We start from the raw sequence: 23,545 nt of genomic DNA, 5'->3' as shown, positions 1-23,545 counted from the left end.
GGTGTTCGTCGGCAAACAGGTCAGTCTTGATGGCACTACGCTGTTTCATCGGGATAAGCTGCAGCAGGGGTCAGGACGATGTAATTTTACCAAGGGTGGGCAAGCTGAGGTTTTTCGAGGCGCCCTACTGGGGATCTTGTCGGCACAAAGAGCACTTAAAACGATCCATTCGCAGTTGCCGCGTGGTATTTCGTTCCTCTGTCGCGTACGTCTACCATCATCCACAAGAACGTGATGGCCGATTGCTCACTGATTGAGGTGCAGTCATTCAATCGCCCTCCAACCCAGATTCGACAAGCTCAAACAACTCAGATGGGCGAACACCCAAAGCGGTACACAGCTTGAAGATGGTTTTCACGCTTGCGGAGTTCTTCCCAAGCTCAATCAAAGAGATGTAGTTCCGATCAAGACCTGCTGCGAAAGCGAGCTTTTCCTGCGACAAGCGTTTCCGCTGCCGAAGCTCCCTCACGACTCGTCCGAAGGCCTGATCTGACTGCACCGCGCTGCCCATTAAATACGGCAAGATTCGCGGCTAGAGCTACTTCCGTCTTCATAACATATGCTGCAAAATGCGCATTTCGCATACTTGGAGGTGCAAAATGAAGAAGATTCTCACCACAGGCAGCGGTGCGATAGACAAGAGCTCTACTGGGCGGAACAGTGACCGACCAGAGGCCGCGAAAACGATGCTTGGTGGAGCACTCTCGGCGTGCCTACTCTTAGCTTCGAGCGCCGCATACGCCGACGTCTACCGCTGCTCAGGCGCTGACGGACGCACTGTTTACCAAGAAGCACCATGCACCACAGGTTCACAAAGAAAGCTCGATGACGCCCCAGCCAAAGCAAGGCAGAGCGCTGAAGTAGCCGGCAACAATGAGCAGGAAGAGGTTCGGAAAGCTGGAATGCTCAAATGGTGCCTGTCGGGCAATAAATGTGATGCTGCAACTTACGCGATGTACCTGCGAGGAATGCAGAAATTCCTTGTGATAGAAACACTAGGCCCGCCTGCGTCAGTGCAGAATATTGGAGGGGATGAAGTGCAATACTTTAATGTCCCTACCTCTGAAGGTCGTATGAAAGCTCGGCTTCAAGTAATCTATTTGTATGGGAAAGCGGATAAGGTCAATGCTTACTAAATGGAGAAGAGTAAATTCAACTCGCTTCGTTCATAGCAATTTTATTTTAGACCAACTTCTTCAAGTGGGTTAAGCTCCTCCGCCGAATCAAAGCGGTACCCGAGTGCTTTGGCATAGCCCTCCGCATACGGGTGTTCAATTTCAAGAAGTTCAACAACTGAGAAGAATACAAGAATAGATACCATATGCTTCGCCTCTTCGTGGTTGTTGAGCATCTTCTCTCCGAAAACCTTTTTTCCGGTTAGCGATACTTTTTCAACAACCTCTCCGATGCTCTCTGCGTCGGGAAAGGCCGGTGTGTCACAATGCCGCCCTAGGTGGCAGGCGATCACCTCACCAATAGTCAATGCCTGCGCGATTTGACGCGGAATCACGGCAATGCTTCGTAGCTGGCTGGCTGTTTTGTACGATTTCCAAAGCTGCTGCCGATTCATTCTGGGTAGTTCTAGAGGTGAAAGCCCGACTGAACTAGCTATCGTGTAAAGCATGAAGGCCGTGAGTTGCGCCGACCACGAGGCCTCAAGTGAGTTTAGTTGTCTCATGGTTGAGACTCCTTCTCTTGCTGGTTCGCATCCGCTGCGATTCGTTCTAGCTCTTGCTGCATTGCCCTCCACGCAACGTCCTCTTCAGACAGGCCCGATTTTGTCGAGTAGGCATTTCGGGTGCGGTTCAGCACGGCTTCTACTGCTCGAAGGGCAATAGAAGAGGATTTTGATTGTAGGAGTTCGGACAAACGTTCTACAGCCTTCAGCTTCAGGGCTTGCATGGTTTGAAGAGCCTCCTGCTCGTGTTGGGTTAGTAGCGTATGAATATGGTCCTCGAAAGCTGGGTTTTTCCTCCACTTGCTGAGGGTTGTTGGATCAACTCCAACGTGCTTGGCTGTCTGATCCCGCGTTAGGCCCGAAGCCAGTAACCTCGCGGCAAGACGTTGCTTTATATTGATTTTTTGAGGATGTGACATTTTGTGGGATTCCATGAAAAAGGCTCCCGGCCTCTTGGAAAAGTCGGGAGCAGTGGGTATCAGCGGATCAATCCAGCAGCGCGAACCTTCCAAGCCAATGGTGAATGATTTACTTCGCTCTTTGGCTTTTCATTCTTGAATATGTGCGCATACCCCGGCGGGGTCGTGGCAATGTCAAACCCTCGCTCCTTCTTTTTCGTCGTCAAAGCGGGGGTTGATTTGGCTCCCAAAACTCGGGCGAAGTTCATCGTACTCATAGCGTTTCTCCTTCATATCCAGACCAAAACGGGGTCTGGGCCGTCCCCCGAGAAATCGGGGATGTTGGTGCAATTGATTGCAACGGCTTTCCATTCATCCAAATCAATCTTGAAGCCCGATTGAGACTTGACCCTATCGAGCTCTTAACCCTTGGGCATGTCGCCAAAAACCAGACCAAAGATCGTATTCGCGATTGAATTTCTCTAAAGCCATCTCTTCCTCTTTGGTGGGTGAGTAATCCGCCGGATAGCAGAATGAGTCCGCACGCTCAGACAGAGACTTCAGGTGCTTGGATGTTTGAAGAATAAGGTAATCGAGCCGATCAATACGGCCAGCGGCGTCTCTCTGAAAGTACCCCTCCCATTGTTGTGCATATCGGATGGGCCATGGATGCCCAAACGGCAACGGTCGATTTTTCGCGGGAGAAATCCCCGTGATTATGTTTTCGTGTGGCCAGTTTTGATCGTGCCGCCACCTCAATGTTGATTCAGCTTGATTTGTTCGGCTTGCCCACACAGCCAAAGGCAACTTCTGCCCTTCGTGAATAAGCCACACAGTATTTCGCCGATTATGAGTTTGTGTCTCTTTGGAGGCCCATCGAACATTGCCCGGAGTGTATCCCCCCTCCGGATTAAGCTTGTCCAGTGTGTATCCATCGGCGGGAATAGGGCCAAGCTCTCGAAGGAAGACAGGGAATGAATTCCAAGGCGGATAGAACGGAATGCCTGTTTTCTTTGCATAGTCCCGCCTGTTTCGCCATGAGGTATGTTCTTTTGGGTACGCTTGCTTCAATTTTGACTCTTTTAGCGAGTCGATATCCCTGATGTATTGCGGCACCGAATCCTTTGAGGCTATTGCTGAAGGGTAAGGACGATCCGCTATCTTTGGAGATATTGGATTCAGCAGAATGCCGATTTCAGGCGCTCCTCTTCGCCCAAGGCTGAAGTCCGGCTTTTTGGATGAAACCCTATAAGAATCAGACCTCTCTACATCCCTTGCGTTGCTCTTTCGAGCTGCGGAACTATTTGCTGACTTCCCGCAATCACCTTCTTTAGATTCGCAGTTGTGGTTGTTCCGCAGAGTTTGGACAGCGGTAATGGACTGTGCCATGATGAATTTCCTTCTTTTACTCGCGGGGGTTTCCCCCATTGCTCCCCCAGTCACAAGCTGGGGGATTTTTTTATAGCCCGAGCGCCTCCCGCACAACAGAGGTGGGCCACCAAGCACGGTTTCCGTCCTTTTGAGGTGGGGGAAATCGACCGTCACGAATTCGGTTCCAGAGGTTCGATGCTGACCACCCGGTTACGGCAAGCACGTTCCCTGTTCCGTAGCGTCCGGGCATGTCGAGAGGAATGGCCGGAATACGAACCCTTGCATGCCCGCGCCGCCCCTTCTTGGGAGGCAAGTTCATGAGCTTTTCAGCTTTCGGCTTGCTTGAAGTTGTTTCTGACTTGATGAGTTTGACGGGCATGGTTTGCATCTTTCTCGTGAAATGAAAGCGCAAAAACAAAAAGGCCATGCGGTGCGCTTGAAGCCGATTGGCCTTTGCGCATCACATGACCTTTTAGATCATGCCCCATGAACTAGGGGTCCGATACTCGTTTCCCTTCTTATTTAAGGGAAGTGGAGTTAGCTTATCCGTGGTCCATTATGGATGTCAACCATATGCTTTAAGCTGCTCTGTTATTGAAATTGACCACGCTCACATTTTCATCGGAAAGTAGCGTTTCGACTCGAAGCCCGAGCAAATCCCACGCCTCCCTCATCTGCTGACGCGGTTCTTGACGCTGATAAGTTCTTTTTAGCTTGCTGCTCTCAACGTGATTCAAGCAGCGCTCAATGATTTCTGAGAGTACGCCGCATTGGCCCATAATCGTTGCGGCAGTCCGTCTTAAATCGTGAGGAGTCCAATGCCCCCCCGATAGGCAAAGAGAGCCCGTAGCTTTGCTTCTTCCCTTCATCGGGGTTTCACGCTGGCGGTCATTGATCTGTTTATTAATGCTTTTTACACAGACAGGGCCACTCCCCTTCTTTGCGTTCCTAGAACTGGACGGCAAGACCCATTCCGAACGCCCACCACTGATTTCATGGAGAGTCTTGAAGTGCCTCAACGCAAAAGCGGAAAGACTGACGGTGTGAGTCTTTCCGTTCTTCGAGTTCTCCGGGGGAATAGTCCATACACCTCGCTCAAGATCAACGTCAGCCCATCGAGCTTGAGTAACTTCGCCGATACGGCATGCCGTGCCCAGCATGATCCAAAGGGCCGCCTTGGTGCTATCAATCAGCTTGGCCCTTTCCATTGCTTCCCGAAGCTCCTTCAGTTCATGTTTTTCTGGGTTGGCCGGATCACATAGGGTTCGTTCCCGTGGTTCTTCCTTGCCGCCGATTTTGGCCCGCTTAGTTCCGTCAAGTGGATTCTTGGTCATCCACTCACGCTCATCACAGCAATATCTGAAGAACTGATTCAAACTCGCATGGAGCCTGTTTGCCATGACGGGGGCTCGTTTGGCTACGTCATGCAGGATATCGGCAACCATGCTCTTAGTGAGGTCAGTCAAAGCCACGCCCTTCAGTTTGGGCAAAACATCCTTTGCAATTGCTCGCTTCAGATATTCCCCGCCGTCTCTGCGGTCAGTAATCTCCTTCGACTCGTACCAGCTAGAAAGAGCATCCGTGAACGTGCGCAGAGCCGCCTTTTGCGCTTCTATCTGCGCTAGCTCAGCTTTTTGCCCCGCTGCTGCCTGCTCCTTGGACAGCTTCCGTTCTTCGTTTGGGTTCTTGCCAGTTGCAAGGATGGCAGCGGCGGCGTCCCTTTGCTTTCGGATGCTTGGCAGACTTACACCCTTCTTCCACGTACCACACGTGTAATCGTGAGACTTGCCGCCGTGACGAAAGCGCCACCGGAACAAGACACTCATGACGCCGCCCTTGCTAACGCGAACAAGGCCATGAAGACCGTCCCCGTCGGACAACTTTCGTCCGGCGTCCTCAGGTGTCAGATTTTCGAGCTCCTTGGCAGTGAGTGGCATCCGTGATTCCTTCTTATGTGTAGGCACATCAAATTGTGCCCAACAATGTGCCCAACAAACAGACTTGCTTCAAGCGGGATTCTGCTGGATTGACATGGATGCATTATAAATCTACTTCATTGAAAACAAACAAAAAAAACACAACGTTTGCACGGATTTTGTATGCAAGTGGCGATCTCGGGATGTCCGTCTTAACTGCATGGGGTGCAAGGGGTAGCGAGTTCGAATCCCGCCGCCCCGACCAAAGAAACAAACAAAAGGCCCAGTCTTCGGACTGGGCCTTTTGCTTTGTATTGGCCGGTTGGCTAAAGGCACCCGATGGGCATGCCGGTTTGGCGCTTCGTCGCGGCGTCATGGGCCGGGTGTTCCTTAAGCAGTGCGCTGCAGGGGCCCGTCGATCATCCGATCTTGTGTTGTGTGCAGAAGGAAAACACATGGAGCCCGTCGCCGTCATTGACTTCGAGACCACCGGGCTGTCGCCGGCCCAGGGCGACCGGGCCACGGAGATCGCGGCCGTCATCCTGCAGGACGGCAAGGTGGTGGATCGCTATCAGAGCCTGATGAATGCCGGGGTGCGCATTCCTTCGCACATTGAGGCGCTCACCGGCATTTCCGATGCGATGGTGCGTGCCGCACCTGTGGCAGAGGTTGTGATGGGGCAGGTCGCCGATTTTGTTGGCCACTATCCCCTGGTCGCCCACAACGCAGCATTTGACAGCCGCTTCTGGGATGCCGAACTGGCCCGGATTGGCCGACGCCGGTGCCAGGAATTTGCTTGTTCTATGTTGGTGGCGCGGCGTGTCTTTCCCCAGGCGCCCAGTCACAAGCTCGGTGTGCTGGTCGATTTTGCCGGGTTGCCGGTGGCGGGGCGCTACCACCGGGCATTGGCTGACGCGGAGATGGCGGCCAGCCTGCTGCTCAGGCTTGAGGACGAGTTGCGCGGCCGCTACAAGGTGCCTGATGTGTCCCACGCGTTGCTGCGCAGGATCCAGAGCGTGCCGAAGGGGCAGTTGAGCCGTTGTTTCGGCTGATCCGAAGGGCTGTTGATTGCCAGTGACTCCGATTGCTGCGGGTATCACGGCTCACCCCTGGCGTAACAAAAATCTGACGAAATCTGAGTATTAGTTCTCGTCCGGCACCGCCACCCGGGTGCAAGCTGTCTCCACGAAATCTCCCCAAAGGGTTGCTGGCGATGGTTTTAGTGCTCTCTCGCCGACAAGCAATCCACTTCTGAGACAGAGAGGAAAATAATAATGGTCCCGTTTACGTGGTGGCTGGATTATTGGGCAGGTGTCATGGATACCTGTGCCGTACATCTGATTGTAAGGACGCCGTTGTCTGGCGGGCAGAACCAGGCCTTTCGTTCACCGGATAGTTCGCACTGAACGGGGTGGGATCCCTGCCGTGGCGGTACGATAGTTTTCAGAACCACTCTCCGGAGTGGTTCTGTGTTTTCAGAGATCAAGTTCCAGAGGGGCGCTTGGGCATAGAATTCAGCCTTGAGTTGCGCAGTGCCGTTGGGGTGGGGCCGAAGGCCGGAAAAGAAAAACCCCCGGCAAGGGGAGCCGGGGGTCAAAAGCGCCTTGCTTGCTCAAGGCCCCGCTCAGGGAGGTATAGCGGGAGACGGTTCAGCACCATCTGTTGCTTTGTACATTTATGCGGGAAGAAAGTTCCTACCCCATTTCGTTTCCAGATGTAAGTACGTGAGATCCTCATGAGTCCAGTCCAGTCTGCCTTTCCTGCAAGCCGCATGCGTCGTATGCGTCGCGATGATTTTTCCCGTCGTCTGATGCGTGAGCATCGCTTATCGACGGATGACCTGATCTACCCGGTGTTCGTGCTGGAGGGCGAGCAGATCGTCCAGCCCGTGCCCTCCATGCCCGGGGTGAGCCGCATGTCCCTGGACCGCCTGCTGCAGGTGGCCGAGGAGGCGGTTGCCCTCGGCGTGCCGGCGCTGGCCCTGTTCCCGGTGGTGGAGGCCGACAAGAAGTCCCTTGGGGCCGAAGAGGCGTTCAATTCCGACGGCCTGGTGCCCCGCGTGGTGCAGGCCCTCAAGTCGCGCTTCCCGGAACTGGGGGTGATCACCGACGTGGCCCTCGACCCCTACACCAGCCACGGGCAGGACGGTCTGATCGACGCGACGGGGTACGTGCTCAACGACGAAACCCTGGAGGTGCTTGCCAAGCAGGCTTTGTGTCACGCCCAGGCTGGTGCCGATGTGGTGGCGCCGTCTGACATGATGGATGGCCGAGTGGCGCGCATCCGTGCCGAACTGGACCAGGCGCGGCAGATTCACACGCGCATCCTGGCCTATTCGGCCAAGTATGCGTCGTGCTTCTATGGCCCGTTCCGGGATGCGGTGGGCTCCGCCGGCAACCTGGGCAAGGGCAACAAGTACACCTATCAGATGGACCCGGCCAATTCCAACGAGGCGATTCGTGAAGTGGCCTTGGACATTTCCGAAGGGGCCGACATGTTCATGGTCAAGCCTGGCATGCCTTACCTGGATATCGTCCGCCGGGTGAAGAGCGAACTGCAGGTGCCCACCTACGTTTACCAGGTGAGTGGCGAGTACGCGATGCTGAAGGCTGCCGCAGTGAATGGCTGGCTCAACGAGCAGGCCTGCGTACTGGAATCGCTGGTGGCCTTCAAGCGCGCCGGGGCCGATGGCATTCTGACCTACTACGCGCTTGATGCGGCTCGCTGGCTGAAGGAATAGGCCTGATCCCTGTTGCCTGTGGGGTCAGCCGTCTGGCAACAACGTCCGGGCGCCTTCGAAGCGCTCGGAGAAATAGCGGCTGTCCAGGCGGTCTACCCGTACCTTGCCCCTGCTGCTGGGGGCGTGGATGAACTTGCCGTCGCCCATGTAGATGCCCATGTGCGAATAGGCCCGGCCCAGAGTGTTGAAGAAAACCAGGTCGCCTGGGCGGAGCGCTTGGGTGGCGACGGGACGGGTGCGCTCGGCGATGCCCGCCGCATTGTAGGGTAGCTTGCGGCCGCTGACCTGCTCGACGATGTAGCTCACCATGCCACTGCAGTCGAGCCCGGCCTCCGGGTTCTTGCCGCCAAAGCGGTAGCCTGTGTCGAGCAGGCCCAGGGCGTAGAGCACGACCTCCTGGGCGTGGTCGTGGCTCGGCAGGGCAAACCAGCCGCCTGCGGGCGGTGCCGTGCGGGGTGTGGGAATCCCCGCCTGCCGTGGCGGTGTCTGGCTGCAGCCAGCCAGCACTGCGAGCAGCAGCAGGGCGGCCCAGCGCTCAGGCCGTAAGCCGAAGGGTGACAGGGCCATGATTCACCAGGGAAACCGTCATCTCGGCACCAAACTCGCCGGTGGCCACCAGCGGGTGGCGTTGGCGGGCGTGGGCGACGAGTTCATTGAAAAGGCGCTCTGCATCGGCAGGTGCGGCGGCTGGCGTGAAGCTCGGCCGGGTGCCCTTGGCGGTGTCGGCCGCCAGCGTGAACTGGGAGACCAGCAGGAGTCCGCCGCCCGTATCGGTGAGGGAACGGTTCATCTTCCCTTCGTCGTCGGAGAACACCCGATAGCCCAGCAGGCGCTCCACCATGCGGGATGCGTTTGCTGGCTGGTCACCCTTCTCGACGGCGACCAGGGCCAGCAGGCCCGGACCGATCTCCCCCACGGTCTGCCCGGCTACGGTCACGCGGGCCTCAAGGACTCGCTGGATCAGGGCAATCATTCAATCAGCTCGATCTGACCGCTGACGTTGACCGTTACCGGGCTGTCTCCGGCTTCGATGGGGGCTGGCGCCGGGGCCGCGTCGGCCATCATGGCGGCGCGGGCATAGACCACCGGATGTTTGGGTTGCATGCCTCCGGTGTTGATGCTCAGGTGCTTGATCTTCCACTTCTTTTTCAGGCTGCCGGCCACGAGGCGGGCGCGTCCTTCGAAGACGCCGAGGGCATCGGCAATGGCCTCGTCCTCGATCTTCTTCCAGGTTTCAGGCGAGGGGGCGGCGCTCAGGCCGGCCACCGCCATGCTTTGCTGCAGTTTGCCGAGGAGCTCGGACAGGGCTGCGGCATCGTTGCTTTCCAGGGCCAGGGTGGAGCGCATTCGCCAGGCTTCGATGCTGCGACCGGTCTTGCCATAGACCGGATAGGTCGAGTTGCCGGCGGAGCGGACCTTGACCGCCGGAACACCCTTGGCGGTGCTGATGGCCTGGGTCACGATGGCATTCACCTTACGGGCCACGTCGCCCGGATTGGCATCGGTCGCCTCCGCATAGACTTGGGCACGGAACAGATCGTTGGGGGCGCTGCGGCTGCTTTCAACGGAAATGTCGGCGGTGGGAAGGGCCGGCGCGGAAGGAGCATCGGCAGCGTGGGCATGGGGGAGGACGAAGCCGAAGGCAAGCAGCGCCAGGGGGCGGATCAGGCGAAGGGTCATGGAAGCCTCATTCTGGATGCAGGGTGGTATACGGACATTGCCCCGACATTCTGGCCAATCCGGCCCGGGATGCAAGTGTCGGCGGGCAATGCGGACGGGCCAGCGTTGACCGGTGACGGTTCGGACGGCAGCATCAGCCCCTTTTGGCGCAGGGCTCAAGCGGCGGGTGATGGTGATGGCGGATTCACGCATGTGGGGTGCAGGTTTGGTGGCGCTATCGGCAGCCTCCTTTGGCGCCATGGCGATTTTCGCCCGCTTTGCAGTTGCAGATGGCATTGAAATTTCGATGCTGCTCTTCCTGCGTTTTCTGATTGCTGGTGTGGTGATGGCCGTGGTGATGACGTTAACGCGGCGCTCGTGGCCCCGGGGACGCAACAGGATGGTGCTGGTGCTGATGGGAGGCGTCGGTTACGTGGGCCAGTCCTTGTGTTTTTTCCTGGCGCTGAACCATGCTTCTGCCGGCCTGGTGGCGCTGTTGTTGTATCTCTATCCCTTTCTCGTCACCGTCATTGGGGCCATATTCCTGGGGGAGAGCATGACTCGCCTGCGGGCCGTTGCGGTGCTGGCGGCCTTGTTGGGCACCGGCCTCACCATTGGGTCCGGCCTGGAGGGCAGCCCGCTGGGGATCGCCCTGGGTGTAGCGGCGGCGCTCATCTACTCGGTATACATCCTGGTGGGCAGCCGGGTGCTGCGAGAGGAAGAGCCCCTTGGGGCCGCAACGGTGGTGATGCTGTCAGCGGCTGTCGTGTTTGGGCTGGGGGTGATGCTGGAGTCGCCGCGCTTTCCCGCATCGGTCGTGGGGTGGAGCAGCGTGCTGGCCATTGCGCTGGTGTCTACCGTGTTGGCCATGGTGGGTTTCTTCGCGGGCGTGAAGCGCCTGGGGGCCTCCGATGCAGCGACCTTGTCAACGCTGGAGCCAGTCATCACCTTCGTGCTTGCTGCCGTCTTTCTGGATGAGTCGGTGAGCCTCATCCAGATGACGGGTGGTGGAGTGGTGCTGGCTGCAGTGATTGCGCTGGCGCGTGCGCGGGCCTAGGTTTTCAGGGGTTCGACCAGATCCCGGTAGGCGTGCCAGGTAGCGTGCCCAACCACCGGCATGAGAACGGCCAGGCCAAGATGGAAGCTCATGAAGCCCAGCAAGGTAAGGCCGACGATCAGGGCGGCCCATACCAGCAGCGGCATGGGGTTTTCGGCAAGGGCGCGGATGCTGGCCAACATGGACGTGACGGCGTCTTGGTTGCGGTCGAGCATCAGGGGGATGGAGACCACGCTGACGGCAAAAACCAGTAGTGCGAAGACAAAACCAACCCCGAAATACACCAGAAGGAACTCCATGTTTTCCATGCTCAGGACCTGGCTCAGAAAACCGCTGAGGTTGGGCATCTCCCGGGTATAGAAAATGGCGAAGACAACCAGCGACGCCCGTGCCCAGATCAGGAAAATGACGGTCAGGACGGCCGCAAAGACCGCGATGTTACCGGCATTGCGGCGCCAAACCGTCAGGGTGGGGGCCAGTGCACATGCCTGGCCCAGCTCCCGCCGACGGGAGAGTTCGTAGAGCCCCATCGCAAAGAAAGGTGCCAGGAGCAAGAAGCCGGTGGTTACCGCCGACGTGTACTGATAGGCGTGCTCGAACACGAAGGTGACCAGGAGACCCATCGCGGTAAAGCAGAAGCCGTAGAATAGGCTGGGTACCGGGCAAGCCTTGAGATCGGAAAAACCACGGGCAATCCACTGAAATGGTGCACCGAAGCCGACGCTGCGGATGGTAGGGAAGGGGAGTCCGGCGCCGGCTTGTTCTTCTGCGGGGGTGGGGGGCTGAGCCATGTTTTGTCTCCGTTATCGTTTTTTGGATGGGGATGGCTGGCAGGGCAGGATCAGATCATCGCGGCTCCTGAGCGGAAGAGGGGAAAGCGCAGACAAAGTTCCACAGGGCGTCGAGCACGGCCCCCGGGGCCTCGGACATCATGGCGTGGCCGGCGCCCGGAATGATGAGCTTGCGTAGGGAGGTGGTGTTCGGGAAGGCCGCCGCCAGCGGTGCGGTGGCCTTGGGGGGAGTCATGCGATCAAGGGCCGCACTCAGTATCAGGCTAGGGCAGACCACTCGCGCGGCGGCCTCGAACCCCCCGGTGTAGGCGTTGCAGGCGGCCATGTCCCGGTGAAGCACACCAGCGGCCTGGCGCAGCATCAGCCGTTCGTTGAGTGCCGTGAGGTTCATGCCCGGGATGCTGCTGGCGCCGAGCTGGGCGCGTGGGGCATAGGACCACTGGTTGATCATGGCGTGGGCCTTGTCCCGGTTCGACAGCGTGGCGTCCAGCAGGGGCGCTGCCACCGGCATCGGCGCGACAGAGCCGATGAGCATCAGATGACTTATGAGCTCAGGCGCACGGGAGGCGGCTTCGAGGGCAATCAGCGAGCCCATGCTGTGGCCGGCCAGGGCGATTCGACCAAGGCCCAGTCTGGATGCGAAATCCACGATCCAGTCAGCCAGTGCTTCAATGCTGTCGAGCTGCGGGCCCGCGGAACGGCCATGGCCGGGGAGGTCGGGAGCGATCACATTCCAGCCATGGGAAGCGAAGTGGCGGCTCTGCAGCGTCCATACGCTGTGGTCGTGTCCGGCCCCGTGGATGAAGAGGATGGTGGGACGGCCCGCTTCGGTCTTGCGGCCGCCGGTGTAGTGGTAGGGGGGGAGCTTGTGGTTCATCGGCAGTGGGGTCAGGCGGTGGCTTTCTGGGCGGCGTAGAGACCGCGGTCCAGGTCTTCGATCAGATCGGCGGCGGTTTCCAGCCCGGTGGACAGGCGGATGGTGCCTTCAGTGATGCCGGCTGCCAGCAGGGCCTCGGGCGACATGCGGAAGTGGGTGGTGCTGGCTGGGTGGATGGCGAGGGATTTGGCATCGCCCACGTTGGCCAGATGGGAGAACAGGCGCAGGCCCTCAATGAAGGCCGTGCCACCCCTGCGCCCGCCCTTCAGGCTGAAACTGAACACGCCACCGCAGCCCTTGGGGAGCAGGCGCGAGGCCAGTGCGTGGTCGGGATGGCTGTCGAGTTCGGGCCAGGAGACCGACTCCACCAGGGGATGCTTGACCAGATGCGCGACCAGCTGGCGTGCGTTGGCCACATGACGTTCCATGCGCATGCCCAGGGTTTCCATGCCTTGCAGGATCTGGAAAGCATTCATGGGCGACAGGCAGGCGCCAAAATCCCGTAAGCCCTCGCGGCGGGCCCTTAGCAGGAAGGCGGCTATCGAGGACTCTTCGGTGAAGTCCATGCCGTGAAAGCCGTCGTAGGGCTCGGTCAGGGTCGGAAAGTTGCCGCCCGAGCCCTCCCAGTCGAAGCTGCCTCCATCTACCAGCAGGCCGCCAATGGCCACGCCATGGCCGCCCAGGTATTTGGTGGCGGAGTGCATAACCAGGTCGGCACCGAGATCAATCGGGCACTGAAGCGCTGGCGTGACCAGGGTTGCATCCACCAGCAGCGGCACGCGGGCGTCGTGGGCGATGGCTGAAATCGCGGGAATGTCGAGTACTTCGAGGCCGGGGTTGCCGATGGACTCGCCAAACAGCAGGCGGGTTTCGGGGCGGATGGCGTCGCGCCAGGCCTGGTGATCGCCGGCGGGCACGAAGGTGGTGTGGATGCCGAAGCGTGGCAGCGTATAGCCCAGCAGGTTGTGGGAACCGCCATACAGGGAGCGTGAGGCCACGATATGGCCGCCATTGCCCATCAGCGTGGTGATGGCCAGCATCAGGGCGGCCTGGCCGCTGGCGCAGGCGATGGCGCCCACACCGCCGTCGAGGGCGGCGATGCGCTCCTCCAGTACGGCGTTGGTGGGGTTGGAAATGCGCGAATAGACGTGCCCGGCGCGCTCCTGGTTGAACAGGGCGGCGGCCTGCTCGCTGTCTTCGAAGACGTAGCTGGTGGTGAAGTGGATCGGGGTGGCGCGGGAGCGGTGCACCGGGTCGGGGGTCTGGCCGGCGTGCAGGGCGAGCGTGTCGGCCCCGGCGTTACGGTGAATGGGCATGCGTTGTCGGGTGGTGTCGGGTGGAGGGAGGGCTCAGGCGGGGACGTCCGGATCAAGCATGCGCTGGATCATGGCGATTCTGTCCTTGAGCAGGAGCTTGCGTTTCTTCAGGCGCCGCAACAGCAGTTCGCTGTTGGGGGGCGGGGCCTGGGATATCTGGGTGATGACGGCGTCGAGGTCCCGGTGTTCGGTGGTCAGGACTGCCAGCCGTGAGGTCAGGCTGGTTACGTCGGCGTCGGGTTCTATGCAGTCATTCATGCCGGATGGAATACAGGCCGAGAGCGGATTCTCGTGAATCTTAGGCGTGGGGCCGTCGAAATACAACGTCGTCGGGGAACTTGAAGCCGTCGATCGTGTTCCCACCGACAGTAGCGATAGTACCCACGCGGTAAAACCCAGCAATCAGGAGAACGGCCATGAACATCATGCTCAACAATCCGGTGCTTTACGTGGTGGACTACCCGAATGTCGATGCGGTCGAGGTGATCGACAAACGGCGAGGGGTCGGGATGCTGTTCCGTGATGAGGCGGCACGCCGTTTTCGGCAGGAGCTGCGTGAGCTCAGCGCGTCGGCGACCGAGATGGATGAATTCGAGAACTGGATTGCCGATTACGACACCCTGATGACCCAGCCGGCCGTCTATCACTGAAGTTCCGGCGCACTCCAAGGGGCCACCTGCCGCGGCAACTTGCCAGCCCGGCGGGTGGCCCCTAACATTCGTCTCCCCAAACAGCATCTCCGGAGTTCGCCAGGGTGAATAAGGCCTTCGTGAAGGAAAACGACCAAGACGACGAAGAGTCGCTGCCCGGGGTGCCGAGCTTGCCGCCCGGCACCCGTAATTACATGACCCGCCGGGGCTATGAGGTGTTGCGCCTGGAGCTCGACAATCTGGTTCGGGACGAGCGTCCGCAGCTGGTGGAGACCGTCCGCTGGGCGGCGTCCAACGGCGACCGCTCGGAGAATGGCGATTACATCTACGGCAAGAAGCGTCTGCGCGAAATCGACCGGCGTATCCGTTTCCTGATCAAGCGCCTGGAAAGCGCAACGGTGGTGACACCCTCCGAGCAGGAGAACACCGAGCAGGTGTTCTTTGGTGCCACGGTGACCGTTTGCGACGTCGACGGGACGGACGAGCAGACTTATCAGATCGTCGGCGTGGATGAAGCCAATGCGTCGGAGGGGCGCATCAGCTGGATTGCGCCCCTGTCCCGCGCCTTGCTCAAGGCGCGGGAGGGGGATGTGATCCGCTTTGCCAGCCCGGCCGGGCTGCGTGAAATCGAGGTGGTCGAGATCCGCTACGTGTGAGAGCTGAGCTCCTCAGGCGTTGAGCTTTTCCCGGGGCCTGCGCACCATCGCCGGGCTGCGCGGAAGCGTGAAAAACATGGTTGTACCGGTGCCCGGTGAAGACTCTGCCCACACTGCGCCGCCATGGCGCTCCACCACCCGGCGCACGCTGGCCAACCCGATCCCCGAGCCCTCGAAACCGTCCCGTCGGTGCAATTGCTGAAAGGGCTGGAAGAGCTTGGCTGCATGGGCCATGTCGAAGCCGATGCCGTTGTCGGTCACATAAAACAGTTTTTCGTCACCATGGGGGCGTCCGCCAACGTGTATCAGGGCGGGCTGGCTGTCGCGGGTGAACTTCCAGGCGTTGGCCAGCAGATTCTGCAGGGCATTGCGGATCAGCACGGGGTCAGCGTCCGCGCTCAGGTCGGCTTCCACGTGGCTCTGCACCGCCCGTTCGGGGCTGGTGGCGGCCAGTTCGTCGAGAATCTCGTGGGCGATGGCGCTGACATCCGTGTGTTCGATGCGCAGGGTGTGGCGGGAGACGCTGGCCAGCTTCTGCAACTCGTCGATCAGCTCGCCCATGCGCAGGCTGGCCCGGCGCAGGCGAATCAGGTAGCTCTGCCCGGTTTCGTCGAGACGGTCGCCATAGTCTTCGGCCAGAGCATGGGAGAAGCCGTTGATGGCCCGCAGGGGCGCGCGCAGGTCATGGGAGACCGAGTAGCTGAAACTCAGCAGCTCCCGGTTGGAATGCTCAAGCTCCTCGGTGCGTTGGTGCACCCGTTGTTCGAGGGTGGCGTTGAGTTCGGCCAGAGCGGCGCGCTCTCTGTCCCGGTGCATGGTGTCCCGGTTCAACAGGATGGCCAGAGCGCCGAGCAGGGCCAGCATGACGCCGGCTGCGGCGAGAATGCGGTCGCGGTGCTCGTAGTAGTCGGTCAGGGCGCTGTCCACCGACCGGCTGGTGGCGACGATCAGCGGCAATTCGGCCAGGCGGCGGTAGGCGGTGATGCGCTCGACCGGGTCTGTGGCGGTAGAGACTGTGACGATCATGCTGCGCTGCTGCAGGTCGGCGCCGATGGCTGGCGAGTCGGTGACACTGGCGCCGATCTGTCCATCGGCCTGGGGGTAGCGGATCAGGGTGATGGCGCGGCCGGCATGCAGGATCAGGATGGTGTCCTGAGGCGACAGGCCGAGTTCGCGGTATACGCCCTCGAAATAGCGGTGGCTCATGGCGGCACCAGCGGTGCCCAGATATTTGCCGAGGGGGTCGAAGATCTGTCGGCTGAGGGGCGTTACCCATTGACCGGAGGTGGGGCTGCGGGTCGGGCTGCCAATCTCCACACCGTCACGTAGCAGTGGGGGTATGGTGGGTTTGCGGCCAGCGTTATGCCCGGAAGACTGCGCACCCTCAGCCGGACTGTTCGAATCCGCGGCGATGCTGCCATCTTCCCGCTCCACGAACAGGAAATCTGCCTCGGGCAGGTTTGTGCTGCGCTGGCGCAGCAGAGTTTGCAGCTCCCGCTCGCCAAAGGCATCCAGACTGCCGCGCTGGGCCACCTGGCCGGCGATTTCGGATATGGCGGAGTCCGTCTCGCCGAAGCTGCGGGCTACGTGCTCCTCAAGTACGCGGGTCAGGCCGAGGAGCTCTGACTCTGCCCGCTGCAGGGCTTGTTCCTGGTCAAAACGGATGAGGGACAGGGCCACGCCGACGATCAGCGAGGCCAGCAATGCGAAGGCCAGCCACACGGCGAAGCGGAAACGACGCAGGGATGAATTGCTGTGGGAGACCTGAGCGGTCTCGTGGGCGCTGGTCTTGGCGCTTGAGAGAAGTGAGGAAGACAGGGGAAGTCGTTCCATAAGTTGGAAGCGAGGGGCTTGAAAGTCGGAGGGGCGGACCCATATGCCCGGTGTTAACGGTCCCCATGGAGCAAGCTTTATGACTGTCGAGCAAATGTCGTCCGCGCAAACCCTGAATTTCCAGGCCGAGGTGAAGCAGTTGCTGCACCTGATGATCCATTCGCTGTACTCGAACCGGGAGATCTTCCTCCGCGAGCTGGTTTCGAATGCGTCCGATGCCTGTGACAAGCTGCGTTTCGAAGCCCTCGAAAACGGTGGGCTGTTTGAAAACGATGGCGAGTTGAAGATTCGCGTGGCCCTCGACAAGACTGCCCGCACGCTGACCATCGCCGACAACGGCATCGGCATGAGCCGCGATGAGGTGGTGACCAATCTGGGCACCATCGCCAAGTCGGGCACCAAGGAGTTCTTCGGCAAGCTTACCGGCGACCAGAAAAAGGACGCTCACCTGATCGGCCAGTTCGGCGTCGGCTTCTACTCTGCCTTCATCGTCGCCGACAAGGTTACGGTTCGTACCCGTCGGGCCGGTCTCGCTGCCTCCGAGGCGGTGCAGTGGGAGTGCTCGATGACCGGCGACAGCGCCGGTGAGTACACGGTTCAGCCCATCGACAAGGCCGACCGTGGCACCGAGATCACCTTGCATCTGCGTGATGACCAGGACGATCTGCTGTCCAGCTGGAAGCTGCGCTCCATCATCCAGAAGTATTCCGACCACATCCTTCAGCCCATCGTGATGAAGAAGGAGCAATGGGACGAAGAGAAGAAGGAGCAGGTTGTCACCGACGAGGACGAGACGGTCAACAAGGCCAACGCCCTGTGGGCCCGTGCCAAGTCCGAGGTGAGCGACGAGGAATACACCGAGTTCTACAAGCACGTCGGCCACGACTACGAGCCGCCGCTGGCCTGGACCCACAGCAAGGTGGAAGGCCGTCACGAATACACCCAGCTGCTCTACGTGCCGGGCCATGCGCCCTTCGACATGTGGGACCGCCAGGCCCGCCACGGGGTGAAGCTCTACGTGCGCCGTGTCTTCATCATGGACGACGCCGAAAAGCTGATGCCCATGTACCTGCGTTTCGTGCGTGGGGTGGTGGATTCCAACGACCTGCCGCTCAACGTCTCCCGGGAGATCCTGCAGGAGTCCAAGGACATCGACACCCTGCGCGCCGGCTGCACCAAGAAGGTCTTGGGCCTCCTCGAAGACCTCGCCGAGAACCACAAAGACAAGTACGTCACCTTCTGGAAGGAGTTCGGCCAGGTGTTGAAGGAAGGCGTCGGCGAGGACCACGCCAACAAGGACAAGATCGCCGGCCTCCTGCGTTTTGCGTCCACCCAGGCGGATACCGCCGAGGAAGTCGTATCCCTGGCCGACTACATCGGCCGCATGAAGGAAGGCCAGGACAAGATCTACTTTGTCACCGCCGACAGCTTCAACGCCGCGAAGAACAGCCCGCACCTGGAAATCTTCCGCAAGAAGGGCATCGAGGTGCTGCTGCTTTCCAATCGCGTGGATGAATGGGTGGTGGGCAACCTGACCGAGTTCGAAGGCAAGCAGCTGGCGTCCGTTGCCAAGGGCGGCCTCGATCTGGGTTCGCTTGAAGACGAAGCCGAAAAGGCTGCCGTCGAGAAGGAGACCGGCGAGCTGAAGGACATGCTCGACAAGATGAAGGCCAGCCTGGAAGGCAAGGTGAAGGAAGTCCGCGTCACCCATCGCCTTACCGACTCGCCTGCCTGCCTGGTGGCCGACGAGCACGACATGGGCATGAACCTGGCCCGCCTGATGAAGGCGGCGGGGCAGAACATGCCGATCTCCAAGCCCATTCTCGAGATCAACCCCAGCCACCCGGTGGTGTTGCGCCTGAAGTACGAAGATGCGCAGTTTGACGACTGGGCTGCGGTGCTCTTCGATCAGGCTCTGCTGGCCGAAGGCGGCACGCTGGATGATCCGGCAAGCTTCGTGAAGCGCATCAACCAGCTGATGCTGGCCATGAACGGAAAGTGATGATGTTCCGCCGGCGTCTCGGGGCGCCGGCGATGTAGGCAAGGCGGGGGCCGTTCTGAAAGGGACTGCCCCCGTATTTCGTTTACCGCTGGTAGATGTCGTAGGCGCTGGGCTTGCGGGTGGTCCGCAGCACGCCGGTGGCGGGGTCGTACATCGACGGCGTCTTGCGCGGCATCATTGAGCTGGTGGCGGAGCGGTTTACGTATCCGTCGGTCGCTGCGTTGAGGGTATTGGTGCGTGCGTTGTAGGCCGACCTGGCCTTGCCCGCTCCCGCGTTGGCGCGGATCTTGCCGCTGCCGCCCGTGCCCGAACAGTTGTAGATATTGCCGTTGCGGCCAATCTGGCCGGCGTCTCCGCCGGAGATCTGGATGCGCCCGGACGGATCTCGACGGGTTGTGCTCAGCCCTGTGCCCGTACGACTGCCTGGTCCGCAAAGGGTGGATGACGGACGGCGTAGATCTTCAGGGCGTACTCCGACTTGCCCTGGCGCGTGTACGCCTCCGAAGGCGGTCGCCGACCCGGGTGTGGCAGAAAGGCCCCCACGGGATGGGGACGGACCCAGCGCCGAGGCGCTGCCGGAGGACAGCAGGGCGAAGCACGCTACGGACAGCAGCAGGACCGATGTTCTCAAGCAGGACTCCATCAATACATGAAACAGGGGGGCCAAGATACCGCAAAGAGTCACCCGTGACGAGGCAATACGTTGACTACGATCAATGACATTGAGTGTGATGTTTTCCACATCAGGCGAGTCGGATAAAGTAGCGGTCCGATTTCACTCCCTGTAACGATTTCCATGGCTGTCGAACTCTTCAACAATGGCAAGCATGCCTGTCTGGCCTTCTATGATCTGGTGGACGAGGAGGCAGACCATGCCGTGCAGTGCAATCAGTTTCTGATTGTCGATGGTGATCACGGGGCCTTGATCGACCCGGGTGGCAACATGACCTACAACGGTCTGCTGATGTCCATGCAGCGTTTCTTCCCGTCCCGGGGGCTGGACTTCATCTTTGCCACCCACGCCGACCCGGACATCATCGCCTCCCTCAACAAGTGGATGGTGTCCACCCACTGCAAGGTGATGATCTCTCGCCTGTGGACGCGCTTCATTCCCCACTTCACCACTGGCAAGGACTACACCGCCCGCATCCTGGGCATTCCCGACGAGGGCATGAACATCGCCCTCGGCGACAGCAAGATCAAGGCACTCCCGGCCCACTTCATGCATTCCGAGGGCAACTTCCAGTTCTACGACCCGGTGTCGAAGATCCTCTTTTCTGGCGACATGGGCGCGTCCCTTGTCGACCACGATCAGGCCGCCCAGCCGGTAACCGATTTTGACGATCACGTGATCACCATGGCCGGTTTCCACCGCCGCTACATGATTTCCAACAAGATCTGCCGCTTCTGGGTGAACATGGTCCGCCAGCTGGATGTGGAAATGATCGTGCCCCAGCACGGCTGCCGCTTCGAGGGCAAGGTGATGGTCAATCGTTTCCTCGACTGGATCGAGAACCTGCAGTGCGGCGTGGACATCATGACCCAGGAAAACTACCGGGTGCCCTGAACCTAATGCTTGCGTGACAGGTGGGTGATGGCCCGGGTGAGGCCATCCAGGGTCAGGGGAAACATCTTCTCGCCAAGGATCTGCCGGATGATGCCGATGGACTGGCGATAGTCCCAGGTGCGTTCCGCCTCGGGATTGAGCCAGGCCATGGACGGGTAAGCGTCAGCCAGACGGCGCAGCCATACGGCACCGGCTTCGGTGTTGCTGTATTCGATGGAGCCGTTGGGCTGCAGGATCTCGTAGGGGCTCATGGTGGCATCCCCCACGAAGACCAGCTTGTACTCCGGCCCGTACTTGTGGATCACGTCGAGGGTCGGGGTGCGTTCAGAGTGACGGCGACGGCTGTCGCGCCACACGTGGTCGTACACGCAGTTGTGGAAGTAGAAGTACTCCATGTGCTTGAACTCGGTGCGGCAGGCCGAGAAAAGCTCTTCGCACACTTTCACATGATCGTCCATGGAGCCGCCTACATCGAAGAAGATCAACACCTTTACCGCGTTGTGGCGTTCCGGACGCATCAGCAGGTCCAGGTAGCCGGCGTTGCGGGCGGTGGCAGCAATGGTGCCGTCCAGATCCAGCTCGTCGGGTGCGCCCTGGCGGGCAAAGCGGCGCAGGCGCCGCAGGGCCACCTTGATGTTGCGGGTGCCGAGTTCTACCGAATCGTCCAGGTTGCGGTATTCCCGCTGGTCCCAGACCTTCACTGCGGTACGGTTACCGGCTGATTCTCCGCCGACGCGGATGCCTTCCGGGTGATAGCCGCTGTTGCCGAAGGGCGAGGTGCCGCCGCTACCCACCCATTTCGAGCCGCCCTGGTGGCGACCCTTCTGTTCCTTGAGGCGGTTCCTGAACTCCTCCATCAGCTTGTCCCAGCCGAGCTTTTCCAGCTTTGCCTTCTCTTCCGGCGACAGGTGCTTCTGCATCATGGCCTTCAGCCATTCTTCGGGCAGGTCCACTTCCAGCCCTGGAATGGCCTCAATGCCCTTGAAGTACTCGCCAAAGGCCTGGTCAAAGCGGTCGAAGTGGGATTCATCCTTGACCAGGCTGCTGCGGGCCAGGAAGTAGAAACCCTCCATGCTGTGCCCCGCCAGGCCGGCCTGGATGGCTTCCAGCAAGGTCAGGAACTCCTTGGTGGACACCGGCAGCTTGCGCGCCTTGAGATGCAGGAAAAAGTCGATCAGCATGGGGTGGATATGCCGTGCGTCAGCGGTTGCGCTGGGCCATGAACACCAGGCGCTCGAACAGGTGCATGTCCTGCTCGTTCTTGAGCAGGGCACCGTGCAGGGGCGGGATGCTGGCCTTCTGGTCGGGAGAGCGCAGGGCCTCGACGGGGATCTCTTCTGCCACCAGCAGCTTGAGCCAGTCGATCAGCTCGGAGGTGGAGGGCTTCTTCTTGAGGCCGGGGATCTCGCGCAGGCCGAAGAACACCTCCAGCGCCTCCTTGAGCAGAGCCTGCTTGATGCCCGGAAAGTGCACATCGACGATGCGCTGCATGGTGTCCCGGTCGGGGAACTTGATGTAGTGGAAGAAGCAGCGGCGCAGGAAGGCGTCGGGCAGCTCCTTCTCGTTGTTGGAAGTGATGAAGACGATGGGGCGGTGGCGGGCCTTGACCGTCTCGCGGGTCTCGTAAACATGGAACTCCATGCGGTCGAGCTCGCGCAGCAGGTCGTTGGGAAACTCGATGTCAGCCTTGTCGATCTCGTCGATCAGCACCACGGTGGGCACGTCGGCGTCGAAGGCCTGCCACAGGGTGCCCTTGACGATGTAGTTGCCGATGTCCTTGACCTTGTCGTCACCCAGCTGGGAATCCCGCAGGCGCGACACCGCATCGTATTCGTACAGCCCCTGCTGGGCCTTGGTGGTGGACTTGATGTGCCACTGCAGCAGCGGCATGCCCAGGGCAGCAGCCACCTCTTCGGCCAGCATGGTCTTGCCGGTGCCGGGCTCGCCCTTGATGAGCAGCGGGCGCTGCAGGCGGATGGCGGCATTGACGGCCAGCATCAGATCCGGGGTGGTGACGTAGTTGTCGGAGCCTTCGAAGCGCATCGGGGATTCCTTGTTGGGGTTTTGTCCTGATTATAGCGAGGCAACCTGACGTGCACGGAAGTGGCGTGCCGCCGCGCATACCGTATTGGCGTGGATTTCCACGGTGTCGTCGATCTGCCGGGCGTAGCCGCCGGCCATGGCGATGGCGATGGGCAGGCCGCGCTGGCGGACCTTGTCGAACACCAGCTGGTCCCGCTCGGCGAGCCCGGCCTTGGTGAGCTTTAGCCGGCCCAGGCGGTCGTCCTCGTAGGGGTCGGCGCCGGCCAGGTAGATCACCAGATCGGGCTTGCCCCGGGCAAACACCGGGCCGAGGGCGGCCTGCAGGGCGGTGAGGTAGGTGTCGTCGCCGGTGCCGTCGGGCAGTTCCACGTCCAGGTCGCTGGTTTCCTTGTCGAAGGGGTAGTTGCGCGCGCCGTGGATGCTGAAGGTGAAGCACTCTGGCCGGTTGGCCAGGATGGCGGCGGTGCCGTTGCCCTGATGCACGTCGCAGTCGATGATCGCCACCCGCTCGACCCGGCCCTCGGCGCGCATGGCCAGGGCGGCGATGGCGGCGTCGTTGAAAACGCAGAAGCCCTCGCCCCGGTCACGGAAGGCGTGATGGGTGCCGCCGGCCAAGTTGGCGGCGCAGCCGTCTTCGAGAGCGGCTCGGCAGGCCGCCAGGGTGGCGCCGGCCGAGCGCCGGGAGCGCTCCACCATGGCCTCCGACCAGGGAAAGCCGATGCGCCGGATATCGTTCTTGTCCAGGGTGCCGCGGACAACCCGCTGTACATAGCCGGCATCGTGGGCACGGAGCAGTTCGGAATCACTGGCGGCCTCCGGGACATGGAAGTGCTCTGCCCCGAACAGGCCGGAGCCCATCAGGCGCTCCCGCAGGCGGGCGTATTTTTCCATCGGAAAGCGATGCCCCTCGGGGAGGGGCAGGACAAAGTGATCAGCGTAAAAGAGTTTCATTTGGTGAGCCTGCTTCTTGCGGTGGAGCGGGGCATGCCCC

26 protein-coding genes are annotated in these 23,545 nt (G+C 60.4%); 8 read left to right on the top strand and 18 right to left on the bottom strand.

Going from position 1 to position 23,545, the window contains the following annotated elements; translation table 11 throughout:
• Positions 1-268: 268 nt before the first annotated feature.
• Positions 269-511 (bottom strand): helix-turn-helix transcriptional regulator, encoded by a 243-nt coding sequence (locus tag PHI64_RS23620; RefSeq protein ID WP_366945198.1) that lies wholly within the window; start codon positions 509-511, stop codon positions 269-271.
• Positions 512-599: 88 nt separating this feature from the next.
• Between PHI64_RS23620 and PHI64_RS15105 the strand changes: the two genes are divergently transcribed.
• Complete coding sequence (locus PHI64_RS15105) at positions 600-1,136, top strand: DUF4124 domain-containing protein (RefSeq protein ID WP_299884257.1); 537 nt, start codon at positions 600-602, stop codon at positions 1,134-1,136.
• A gap of 41 nt (positions 1,137-1,177) precedes the next feature.
• Here PHI64_RS15105 and PHI64_RS15100 read toward each other — a convergent pair whose 3' ends face one another.
• The 5 genes from PHI64_RS15100 to PHI64_RS15080 all read right to left on the bottom strand — a co-directional run bounded on the left by PHI64_RS15100 (position 1,178) and on the right by PHI64_RS15080 (position 5,384).
• Positions 1,178-1,678, bottom strand: a complete 501-nt coding sequence (locus PHI64_RS15100; RefSeq protein WP_299884255.1) for a hypothetical protein — start codon at positions 1,676-1,678, stop codon at positions 1,178-1,180.
• Entirely contained in the window at positions 1,675-2,112 is a 438-nt protein-coding gene (locus PHI64_RS15095) for a phBC6A51 family helix-turn-helix protein (RefSeq protein ID WP_299884253.1), read from the bottom strand. The genes PHI64_RS15100 and PHI64_RS15095 overlap by 4 nt, the downstream gene beginning before the upstream one ends.
• A 44-nt stretch (positions 2,113-2,156) precedes the next feature.
• Positions 2,157-2,354 (bottom strand): hypothetical protein, encoded by a 198-nt coding sequence (locus tag PHI64_RS15090; RefSeq protein WP_299884251.1) that lies wholly within the window; start codon positions 2,352-2,354, stop codon positions 2,157-2,159.
• A 133-nt stretch (positions 2,355-2,487) separates the two neighbouring features.
• Entirely contained in the window at positions 2,488-3,465 is a 978-nt protein-coding gene (locus PHI64_RS15085) for a hypothetical protein (protein ID WP_299884249.1), read from the bottom strand.
• A 560-nt stretch (positions 3,466-4,025) separates the two neighbouring features.
• Entirely contained in the window at positions 4,026-5,384 is a 1,359-nt protein-coding gene (locus tag PHI64_RS15080) for a site-specific integrase (RefSeq protein WP_299884247.1), read from the bottom strand.
• A gap of 434 nt (positions 5,385-5,818) precedes the next feature.
• Here PHI64_RS15080 and PHI64_RS15075 point away from each other — a divergent pair, with 434 nt between their 5' ends.
• Both PHI64_RS15075 and hemB read left to right on the top strand, forming a co-directional pair.
• Positions 5,819-6,415 (top strand): 3'-5' exonuclease, encoded by a 597-nt coding sequence (locus PHI64_RS15075; protein ID WP_299884261.1) that lies wholly within the window; start codon positions 5,819-5,821, stop codon positions 6,413-6,415.
• A 683-nt stretch (positions 6,416-7,098) separates the two neighbouring features.
• Positions 7,099-8,103: a porphobilinogen synthase gene (gene hemB / locus PHI64_RS15070; RefSeq protein WP_299884245.1), complete on the top strand. Its 1,005-nt coding sequence runs from the start codon at positions 7,099-7,101 to the stop codon at positions 8,101-8,103.
• A gap of 24 nt (positions 8,104-8,127) precedes the next feature.
• Here hemB and PHI64_RS15065 read toward each other — a convergent pair whose 3' ends face one another.
• From PHI64_RS15065 to PHI64_RS15055, 3 genes are read right to left on the bottom strand one after another with little or no spacing between them, the layout of a single operon-like run.
• Positions 8,128-8,670, bottom strand: coding sequence for a C40 family peptidase (locus tag PHI64_RS15065; protein ID WP_299884243.1), 543 nt, complete (start codon positions 8,668-8,670; stop codon positions 8,128-8,130).
• Entirely contained in the window at positions 8,639-9,076 is a 438-nt protein-coding gene (gene dtd / locus PHI64_RS15060; RefSeq protein WP_299884241.1) for a D-aminoacyl-tRNA deacylase, read from the bottom strand. Before dtd ends, PHI64_RS15065 begins: the two co-directional genes overlap by 32 nt.
• Entirely contained in the window at positions 9,073-9,783 is a 711-nt protein-coding gene (locus PHI64_RS15055; RefSeq protein ID WP_299884239.1) for an SIMPL domain-containing protein, read from the bottom strand. Before PHI64_RS15055 ends, dtd begins: the two co-directional genes overlap by 4 nt.
• A gap of 175 nt (positions 9,784-9,958) precedes the next feature.
• Between PHI64_RS15055 and PHI64_RS15050 the strand changes: the two genes are divergently transcribed.
• Positions 9,959-10,819 carry a DMT family transporter gene (locus PHI64_RS15050; protein ID WP_299884237.1) on the top strand — a complete coding sequence of 287 codons (861 nt, stop codon included), beginning with the start codon at positions 9,959-9,961 and terminating at the stop codon, positions 10,817-10,819.
• Here PHI64_RS15050 and PHI64_RS15045 read toward each other — a convergent pair.
• Genes PHI64_RS15045 through PHI64_RS15030 form a run of 4 tightly spaced genes read right to left on the bottom strand, consistent with a single transcriptional unit; the run spans position 10,816 to position 14,061 of the window.
• Positions 10,816-11,610 carry a DUF2189 domain-containing protein gene (locus PHI64_RS15045; RefSeq protein ID WP_299884235.1) on the bottom strand — a complete coding sequence of 265 codons (795 nt, stop codon included), beginning with the start codon at positions 11,608-11,610 and terminating at the stop codon, positions 10,816-10,818. The genes PHI64_RS15050 and PHI64_RS15045 overlap by 4 nt on opposite strands.
• Positions 11,611-11,665: 55 nt before the next feature.
• Positions 11,666-12,487, bottom strand: a complete 822-nt coding sequence (locus tag PHI64_RS15040) for an alpha/beta hydrolase (protein WP_299884233.1) — start codon at positions 12,485-12,487, stop codon at positions 11,666-11,668.
• 11 nt (positions 12,488-12,498) lie between these two features.
• The gene (locus PHI64_RS15035; protein ID WP_299884230.1) at positions 12,499-13,803 is read right to left on the bottom strand and encodes an O-acetylhomoserine aminocarboxypropyltransferase; all 1,305 of its coding nucleotides are present in this window, start codon (positions 13,801-13,803) and stop codon (positions 12,499-12,501) included.
• A 33-nt stretch (positions 13,804-13,836) separates the two neighbouring features.
• Positions 13,837-14,061, bottom strand: coding sequence for a DUF465 domain-containing protein (locus PHI64_RS15030; RefSeq protein ID WP_299884229.1), 225 nt, complete (start codon positions 14,059-14,061; stop codon positions 13,837-13,839).
• Between the two features lie 158 nt (positions 14,062-14,219).
• On the opposite strand from PHI64_RS15030, the gene PHI64_RS15025 reads away from it, so the two are divergent.
• Together PHI64_RS15025 and greB are read left to right on the top strand one after the other, a co-directional pair.
• Positions 14,220-14,453 carry a DUF3567 family protein gene (locus PHI64_RS15025; RefSeq protein ID WP_299884228.1) on the top strand — a complete coding sequence of 78 codons (234 nt, stop codon included), beginning with the start codon at positions 14,220-14,222 and terminating at the stop codon, positions 14,451-14,453.
• Positions 14,454-14,557: 104 nt separating this feature from the next.
• Positions 14,558-15,109 carry a transcription elongation factor GreB gene (gene greB, locus PHI64_RS15020; RefSeq protein ID WP_299884227.1) on the top strand — a complete coding sequence of 184 codons (552 nt, stop codon included), beginning with the start codon at positions 14,558-14,560 and terminating at the stop codon, positions 15,107-15,109.
• Between the two features lie 12 nt (positions 15,110-15,121).
• Here greB and PHI64_RS15015 read toward each other — a convergent pair whose 3' ends face one another.
• Positions 15,122-16,942 (bottom strand): ATP-binding protein, encoded by a 1,821-nt coding sequence (locus PHI64_RS15015; protein ID WP_299884226.1) that lies wholly within the window; start codon positions 16,940-16,942, stop codon positions 15,122-15,124.
• A gap of 79 nt (positions 16,943-17,021) precedes the next feature.
• On the opposite strand from PHI64_RS15015, the gene htpG reads away from it, so the two are divergent.
• Positions 17,022-18,944, top strand: coding sequence for a molecular chaperone HtpG (gene htpG / locus PHI64_RS15010; RefSeq protein ID WP_299884225.1), 1,923 nt, complete (start codon positions 17,022-17,024; stop codon positions 18,942-18,944).
• A gap of 82 nt (positions 18,945-19,026) precedes the next feature.
• Here htpG and PHI64_RS15005 read toward each other — a convergent pair whose 3' ends face one another.
• Positions 19,027-19,575 (bottom strand): hypothetical protein, encoded by a 549-nt coding sequence (locus PHI64_RS15005; RefSeq protein WP_299884223.1) that lies wholly within the window; start codon positions 19,573-19,575, stop codon positions 19,027-19,029.
• Positions 19,576-19,740: 165 nt separating this feature from the next.
• Between PHI64_RS15005 and PHI64_RS15000 the strand changes: the two genes are divergently transcribed.
• Positions 19,741-20,511 (top strand): MBL fold metallo-hydrolase, encoded by a 771-nt coding sequence (locus PHI64_RS15000; protein WP_299884221.1) that lies wholly within the window; start codon positions 19,741-19,743, stop codon positions 20,509-20,511.
• Between the two features lie 2 nt (positions 20,512-20,513).
• On the opposite strand, the gene PHI64_RS14995 is transcribed toward PHI64_RS15000, so the two are convergent.
• The 3 genes from PHI64_RS14995 to PHI64_RS14985 are packed head-to-tail and all read right to left on the bottom strand — an operon-like array spanning position 20,514 to position 23,505.
• Positions 20,514-21,692, bottom strand: coding sequence for a VWA domain-containing protein (locus PHI64_RS14995; protein WP_299884219.1), 1,179 nt, complete (start codon positions 21,690-21,692; stop codon positions 20,514-20,516).
• Between the two features lie 19 nt (positions 21,693-21,711).
• Positions 21,712-22,554 (bottom strand): MoxR family ATPase, encoded by an 843-nt coding sequence (locus PHI64_RS14990; RefSeq protein ID WP_299884216.1) that lies wholly within the window; start codon positions 22,552-22,554, stop codon positions 21,712-21,714.
• Between the two features lie 30 nt (positions 22,555-22,584).
• Positions 22,585-23,505, bottom strand: a complete 921-nt coding sequence (locus tag PHI64_RS14985) for a histone deacetylase (RefSeq protein ID WP_299884214.1) — start codon at positions 23,503-23,505, stop codon at positions 22,585-22,587.
• Positions 23,506-23,545 lie beyond the last annotated feature (40 nt).

Source organism: Zoogloea sp. (genome assembly GCF_028689785.1).
Taxonomy (GTDB): Bacteria; Pseudomonadota; Gammaproteobacteria; order Burkholderiales; family Rhodocyclaceae; genus Zoogloea.
Note: the sequence above shows the minus strand (reverse complement) of the source record. Positions and strands in the feature narration are given on the sequence as shown.